Origin of the sequence: Bartonella sp. AP258QHHD (genome assembly GCF_042196145.1) — a bacterium.
Taxonomy (GTDB): domain Bacteria; phylum Pseudomonadota; class Alphaproteobacteria; order Rhizobiales; family Rhizobiaceae; genus Bartonella.
This window is the reverse complement of record NZ_JBHIPR010000019.1, coordinates 94660-101847: the sequence shown is the minus strand read 5'-3', so window position 1 is coordinate 101847 and position 7188 is coordinate 94660. Positions and strand designations below refer to the sequence as shown.

Here is a 7188-nt window from a genome sequence, read left to right as displayed (position 1 = left end):
CTCAAAAGATTTAGAGTTCTAACAACGGTAAAAAAGAAAGCCTTTTTACAGCTGATCTCTGATGAGAATGCAAGCTAACATCACACGGATAGCGTGCGCTATTCATAAGCATTCATACGTATTTTTAAAAGCAACCTCCATTGTAAGCATTTTTTCATTTTAGGGGGAGAAGCCCTTGATATAATAGAAGATAAGCATCTTTACATACGATAACCCTTCATCATTATTATTTTTAACAGGACTGTATTATTTTTAACAGAACTGTTTTAAACAGTCTGTCTCTCGTCGACATTTATGCTACTTTTTTAACTTACCCAACCCTACCTTGAACCAAGACGAAAAACTGAGAGATAAAAAGTAATATAGAAATGAAATTCTTATACGGCTTGTAATGATGAAAGAAAAATGTGAAAATTCTGATCGGTAATGAGGAGAAAACACCATGATCAAGAGAAGCGTGAAGCTGCTCATCTTAGGCGTGATTGGGCTTGCAAGTTCTGCTGTAAGTTCAGCGGGAAACACTGAAGAAATCTCAAATTCTGAAAGCTCTTTCAATACGATTCAAGAAGCTTCAAACACTCAAGAACCCTTTCAGCCCTTAAAAGCTGGAGACTATGATCAAGCCTATGACTATTACATCCAAGGTTATTATTTAAAAGCTTTTCGTGAAGCACTCCGACGTGCTGAAAAAAATGATCCTTTTGCACAAACTCTTCTTGCCCGAATTTATATGGAAGGATGTGCTGTTCCTATTGACGGTGCGCGTGCTGCTTTATGGTTTGAACGCGCTGCAAAACAGGGGGAACCCCAAGCACAACTACGCTATGGACTTATGTTGTTTGATGGTAACTTTATAAAACAAAATCAAGAACTTGGTGCGCAATTCATTCAAAAAGCTGTCAAAGCAGGCGTCAAGGAAGCCTATTTTTATTATGGACAACTGCTTCTTTATAAGGCCTCACAGGAAAAACAAGCTCTCCCTGGTGTTTCTTCCCAAAGTCGTGAAAATGAAGCAATAGAGCAAGCCTTAAAATGGTACTTAAAAGGTGCTGCTCTTGGCGATGCTGAAGCGGCTTTTTCTGCTGCAAAAATTCTTTCCTTAGGCACATTAAAGCGACCAAAGGATGATCGCAATGCCCGCAAGCTCATGGAGGTAGCGGCTCAAAACAACCACTTAAAAGCTCAACTTCATTTAGCACAATGGCTTGTACAGGGGCGTGGAGGAGAAACAGATTTTCAGCGTGCTTTTCATTTACTTCAAAGAAATGCTATCAACATGGTAGCACCAGCACAGATTTCCCTTGCAAGGCTTTATCGAGATGGCACAGGAACAAAAGGCGATATAATAATGGCAGCGGCATGGTATATGCTCGCAAAGGAGGCAAAAATGCAAGCTCCTGATCTTGAAATAATGCTCCAAGGCATGGATAAGGCACAACTAGAAAAAGCGCACAAAGAAGCAATAAAGCTCCTTCCTGTTTTTTAAAATACTCCTCTCTGCATCAAAAAGATAAAATTTATAGAAATTCCGGGAGATTTTGCTCTGTCTAGGTGCTTTAAGCACTAAAAGCAAAAAGGCTGATTCGGATTCAGTATTTTCAAACTCTCGGAATACCAACGCGAGGGCGCTCGCAACCGGCGGGGGCTTTAAAATGCGAGCCAAAAATCTTGATAATGACATTTTCATTGGTAAAGAAAACGCACTGGTATCATTTGCTTAAGCAAACAATATCCAATAAGCAAAAGAGCTAGGCTATCCCGAAAATTCCGCAAGCTCTATTTTTTCATTCTTTTTGCTTGGATGAAAAACACGCCAACTCTCATTAAAAAACTATTTTTTATTGCCAAGCCTCCGAAATTACTTTACATATTGAAAGGTGTTTTGGTCGCATACGCAACGACCAATAGGGCTCTAAAAACCCGAAACCTCGTACATAAATTTACCCCGCTTTGCGGGTATCCCGGAATTCCGGGAGATTTTGCTATGTCCAGGTGCTTTAAGCACTAAAAGCAAAATGCTGATTCGAGGTCAGTGTTTTTAGACTCCCGGAATACCAACGCGAGGGCGCTCGCAACCGGCGGGGGCTTTAAAATGCGAGCCAAAAATCTTGATAACGACATTTTCATTGGCAAAAAAATTCGTTTGAGACGAAAAATGCTAAAAATGTCTCAAAAAACATTAGGTCAACATTTAGGTGTTACTTTCCAACAAATCCAGAAATATGAAAACGGCTTAAATCGTGTCAGCGCAGGGCGTTTAAAAGAAATTGCCGATATCTTAAATGTTCCACTTGTCTTTTTCTATGCAGATATCTTAACAAAACAACAGCCCCCGTACTCTCATGATGAAATCGCATCAAGTACAGAGGAATACCTACTTTTAAAAAGATTTAGAGTTCTAACCTCGATAAAACAAAGAGCCATTTTACAATTACTCTCTGATCAAAATGAAAGCTTTTAACATCATAATATAGGGCGCTACACTCTCTATTCTTGACTTGCCTCCCACCCCTCAAAGGACAGAAGCCCCTTCCCTATCCAGTTGGGAAACAATCCGTCTTCTCAGAACAGAACTCTTTTAGCTTCCCATTTTATGTGGTTCATTTCACAAGATTATCCGGACAAGCTCTCCCTCAAATATTCACCACACACTCTCATAAAAACATCACATGTACAAAGTTTTATGTCTTATAGCACCACACCTCAAACGACAGTATTTTACAGCAAACAGAATAAGCATTCATACGTATTTAAAAAAAGACAGCCCTCAAAAAGCAATGCTTGAAAATTTTTTTGGTCGATCTGGAACAGAACCTAACGCATCATTTTATAATGGTGATAGAGGACATGATCTTAACATGCAAACGCAAAAAATTGCTTTTTTATCATAATCACTAAAAGCAGCTGTTTATTAAAATATACGCCACCAGAAGCACTTCAAGCAGCCTTTACAGCTGAAACCATTATTCATTGATTAATTAACCGATTGATTAGATACCGATATGTTGTTAATGTGCTATAAGTAAAGTTGCTCTTAATTTCTGGAAGAGGAGCTTCGCAAATAAAGAGCAACAATAAGTAAGGGGAATTAAAGATGTTAAAATATTTATTGCTGTCACCGGTTGTGTTGGTGGCTGGTTGCGCATCTGTAGGCAATTATTCATCAAATTATGTTGATCAAAGTCTTACAAAGCGTCAGGCACAATTAGTTGCTAACAAATTTATTAGCTATATCAAGAGACCTCTACCACCAGCTACAACCACATTTCTTATAAAGAAAAATAATACAGCAGACAACTTTACTCCTTTATTTATCAATCTGTTGCGACGGAATGGATATAATGTGATCTATACAGATCAACCTCAAAAGCAACAAAACATGGGTGTGAATTTGAGGTATAGAATAAAATTAAATAGTAGCACTATAGTGTCTCTTTTTCAGTATAGTGTGAACGGAGAACTACGTGCTCATATAAGTACTCAGCCCAAATGAACCCGCTATTTAATGTAAACATTCTCTATATTTTACACGTAAAGACTTAAAAGTTCTTGCGAAAGGCAAAGAGATTTGCATCTCAATAAAAACCCTCATTTTTAGCCAGAGTGGATAAATTTTATTATAGATTGTGACAATACAAAATAGTGTAAATTATAGCTTTGAGATTTAAGAAAAGAAGAATACTAAAAATAATGAAAATGCCCCACACCCTAGTGAATTGTTACGCGAAGATGTAAATGCAAAACTTGGACTATCTGTGATTGAAGCAGCTGAAGAGTTTTCTATATCCCGTGTAGCATTTTCTAGGGTTTTGGTAAAAATCCTTATAACGACATTTTCAGCGGCAAATTCATTGGCAAAAAAATTCGTTTGAGACGAAAAATGTTGAAGATGTCTCAAAAAACATTAGGTCAACATTTAGGTGTTACTTTCCAACAAATCCAGAAATATGAAAACGGCTTAAATCGTGTCAGCGCAGAGCGTTTAAAAGAAATAGCCGATATCCTAAATGCTCCACTTGTCTTTTTCTATGCTGATATCTTAACAAAACAACAGCCCCCATACCACCATGATGAAATCGCATCAAGTACAGAAAAATACCTGCTTTTAAAAAAATTTAGAGTCCTAATCTCGATAAAACAAAGAGCCTTTTTACAATTACTCTCTGATCAAAATGAAAGCTAACACCACGCTCTATCCCATGAGACACTATAATAAACTCCGTATTCACATATTCATCACATATTCTTAATTAAAAACACCTCATGGTTTTAGGGAACTTATATCATTGCCATCAATTATATTATTGCCATCAATGATGATATTTTACGACACAACGGGATAAATTTCCCCAAAAATTCTAAAAAATTTTTGTGCAAATTTTTAAAAAGCTTGCGTCTGAGCGCTTTTTATGGTCTTGCAAAGAACTGAAAAGCAAAAATACATAAAGGTCCTTTTTTACTTAAGCTTTTCTCTTTGCAAAAAGCAGGAGAAAGCCCATAAAGAGCACACAGGACCATGAGAGAGCCGCAAGGTTAATCAAAGGGATTTTAGCCCGAAAATAACAAAAGAGCTTGACTGTTAAAGGCAGCAAAAAAAAGCGCCATAAAAACAACAAGAGAGTTCTTTTTGCAAGAATAGAATTGGATAGAAACGATGAAAATTAATGGCAATGAAATTCGCCCTGGTAATGTGATCGAACATCAAGGAAGCTTATGGGTTGCTGTTAAATGTAACGCTGTAAAACCAGGAAAAGGTGGTGCATTTAACCAAGTTGAAATGAAAAATTTGATTGATGGTACAAAACTTAATGAACGCTTTCGTGCTGCTGAGACAGTTGAACGCGTGCGCCTTGAACAAAAGGATTTCACATTTCTTTATCAACAAGGGGATGCTTTGGTCTTTATGGATTCAGAATCTTATGAACAACTTGAACTTCAAAAGGATTTTGTTGGTGAACGTGCTGCGTTTCTCCAAGATGGGATGACTGTCACAGTTGAACTTTATCAAGAAAAGCCTATTGGCATCTCACTTCCTGATCAAGTTGCTGTCACAATTGCGGAAGCCGATCCTGCCATCAAAGGACAAACGGTTACCTCCTCTTATAAACCCGCCATTCTTGAAAACGGGATTCGTATTCTTGTTCCCCCCTTTATGAATGCTGGTGAACGTATCATTGTAGACACCAATGAGTTGATTTATTTGCGTCGCGCAAATGAAAAAGATAAATAAAGGAATAAAAAATGGCCCATTCTGCAGTCATGAATGTCATGGTGCAAGCTGCAATGAAAGCAGGACGCTCGTTGGTACGTGATTACGGTGAAGTGCAAAATTTGCAAGTGTCTTTGAAAGGACCAGCAGATTATGTCAGCCAAGCAGATCGCAAAGCGGAAAAAATTATTTTCAATGAACTAAGCAAGGCGCGCCCCAAATTTGGTTTTCTGATGGAAGAGTCAGAAGAAATCATTGGAGAAGATTCACAACACCGTTTTATTGTTGACCCTTTAGATGGCACCACAAATTTTCTCCATGGCATTCCTTTTTTTGCTGTTTCCATTGCCTTAGAAAGCCAAGGGACAATCGTTGGTGGTGTCATTTACAATCCCGTGAATGATGAACTCTTCACCGCAGAACGCGGGTGTGGTGCTTTTTTCAATGACCGCCGCTGTCGCGTTTCTGCTCGACGCAGACTAGAAGATTGTGTCATTGCTACAGGAATGCCTCATTTTGGTCGCCCAAATCATGGAACCTACCTTATTGAATTACGTAATGTGATGGCAGAGGTTGCCGGACTTCGCCGTTTTGGTGCTGCTGCTCTTGATTTAGCTTATGTGGCTGCTGGAAGAACCGATGGCTTTTGGGAAGATAACCTGCAAATTTGGGATATGGCTGCTGGAATATTGATGGTTCGTGAAGCCGGTGGTTTTGTCACCGATAAAGAAGGCGGCAACAATATATTTCGCAAAAAAAATATCATTGCCGGCAATGAACACATTCGCCTAAAATTAGAAAAAACCCTCAAAAAAGGCATTTAAGCCTAAAAAAATCCAGCAGATTACCTCAGCCAAGCAGATCGCAAAGCGGAAAAAATTATTTTAAATGAATTAAGCAAAGCGCACCCCAAATTTGGTTTTCTGATGGAAGAGTCAGAAGAAATCACTGGAGAAGATTCACAACACCGTTTTATTGTTGACCCTTTGAGATGGCACCACAAATTTTCTCCATGGCATTCCTTTTTTTGCTGTTTCCATTGCCTTAGAAAGCCAAGGAAAAATCGTTGGTGGTGTCATTTACAATCCCGTGAGTGATGAACTCTTCACCGCAGAACGCGGGTATGGTGCTTTTTTCAATAACCGACGCTGTCGCGTTTCTGCTCGACGCAGACTGGAAGATTGTGTCATTGCCACGGGAATGCCTCATTTTGGTCGCCCAAATCATGGAACCTATCTTATTGAATTACGCAATATAATGATGGAAGTTACTGGATTGCGCCGTTTTGGCGCTGCTCTTGAGTTTATCTTATGTCGCCGCAGAAAAAACCGATGGTTTTTGGGGAGATAACCTGCACATTTTTGATAAAACTACCAGCATACTGATGCTTCGCAAAACCGGTGTTTTTGTCACTGATAAAGAAGGCAGCAGCGATATATTTCGCAAAAAAAATATCATTGCCGGAAATGAACACATTCGCATCAAACTATAAAAAAAACTTCAAAAAAGCATTTAATTCTTACAGTTTTTTACAAAACCCTTAGAACCTTAAACAAACACATGAAGAAAGAGTTTTTAATTTTCTTTACAGAAAACGATAGGAAATAACTGATTAGATAGTGACAAAAAACATCACCACGAACAAAAAATGTACTTGCTATACCCCCCACAAAAGCAATCCCCAATAGCTTACCTTATTGACGTTTCTGTTATTCAAATTCCCCTGCAAACAAGCTGCAAAAGGCAATAAACACAAATCCCATCATAACCAAACGCCCCAAAAAGCAATTATCGCACCCAAAACAAGAACACAGCCCATTTACTCCTCAATATATGCTCTTTACAGTGCGCTATCCATTGATCGAAAAACTCTCCTCTCTCATAAAAGCTGCCGCATATGCTTAAGAGTTTTCACTCTTTTCCACCACTACATAATAGCAGAAATTTCAGAAAAACCACTGATTCAGTGGGTTGTTCTC

Annotated in this window: 6 protein-coding genes and 1 pseudogene; all 7 read left to right on the top strand. The window is 38.5% G+C overall.

Translation table 11 applies throughout. The features are described 5' to 3' along the window. Positions 1 to 442 precede the first annotated feature (442 nt). Complete coding sequence (locus ACFIMM_RS02820) at positions 443 to 1486, top strand: tetratricopeptide repeat protein (protein ID WP_375611748.1); 1044 nt, start codon at positions 443 to 445, stop codon at positions 1484 to 1486. Positions 1487 to 2092: 606 nt separating this feature from the next. Continuing rightward, positions 2093 to 2461 (top strand): helix-turn-helix domain-containing protein, encoded by a 369-nt coding sequence (locus ACFIMM_RS02815; protein ID WP_375638272.1) that lies wholly within the window; start codon positions 2093 to 2095, stop codon positions 2459 to 2461. Positions 2462 to 3094: 633 nt separating this feature from the next. Next, positions 3095 to 3493, top strand: coding sequence for a hypothetical protein (locus tag ACFIMM_RS02810; protein WP_375610286.1), 399 nt, complete (start codon positions 3095 to 3097; stop codon positions 3491 to 3493). A gap of 339 nt (positions 3494 to 3832) precedes the next feature. Then, positions 3833 to 4183, top strand: coding sequence for a helix-turn-helix domain-containing protein (locus tag ACFIMM_RS02805; RefSeq protein ID WP_375681307.1), 351 nt, complete (start codon positions 3833 to 3835; stop codon positions 4181 to 4183). Positions 4184 to 4654: 471 nt separating this feature from the next. Further along, positions 4655 to 5230, top strand: coding sequence for an elongation factor P (gene efp / locus ACFIMM_RS02800; protein ID WP_015856958.1), 576 nt, complete (start codon positions 4655 to 4657; stop codon positions 5228 to 5230). 11 nt (positions 5231 to 5241) lie between these two features. Then, positions 5242 to 6033: an inositol monophosphatase family protein gene (locus ACFIMM_RS02795; RefSeq protein WP_375638271.1), complete on the top strand. Its 792-nt coding sequence runs from the start codon at positions 5242 to 5244 to the stop codon at positions 6031 to 6033. Positions 6034 to 6039: 6 nt separating this feature from the next. After that, positions 6040 to 6718: pseudogene (locus tag ACFIMM_RS02790) on the top strand (inositol monophosphatase family protein); the annotation flags it as partial. Between the last annotated feature and the right edge of the window lie 470 nt (positions 6719 to 7188).

Bases quoted from the DNA above. Each gene is read 5' to 3' on its own strand.
- ACFIMM_RS02810 (WP_375610286.1), top strand. From the start codon at position 3,095: ATGTTAAAATATTTATTGCTGTCACCGGTTGTGTTGGTGGCTGGTTGC.
- ACFIMM_RS02815 (WP_375638272.1), top strand. From the start codon at position 2,093: ATGCGAGCCAAAAATCTTGATAACGACATTTTCATTGGCAAAAAAATT.
- ACFIMM_RS02795 (WP_375638271.1), top strand. From the start codon at position 5,242: ATGGCCCATTCTGCAGTCATGAATGTCATGGTGCAAGCTGCAATGAAA.
- efp (WP_015856958.1), top strand. From the start codon at position 4,655: ATGAAAATTAATGGCAATGAAATTCGCCCTGGTAATGTGATCGAACAT.
- ACFIMM_RS02820 (WP_375611748.1), top strand. From the start codon at position 443: ATGATCAAGAGAAGCGTGAAGCTGCTCATCTTAGGCGTGATTGGGCTT.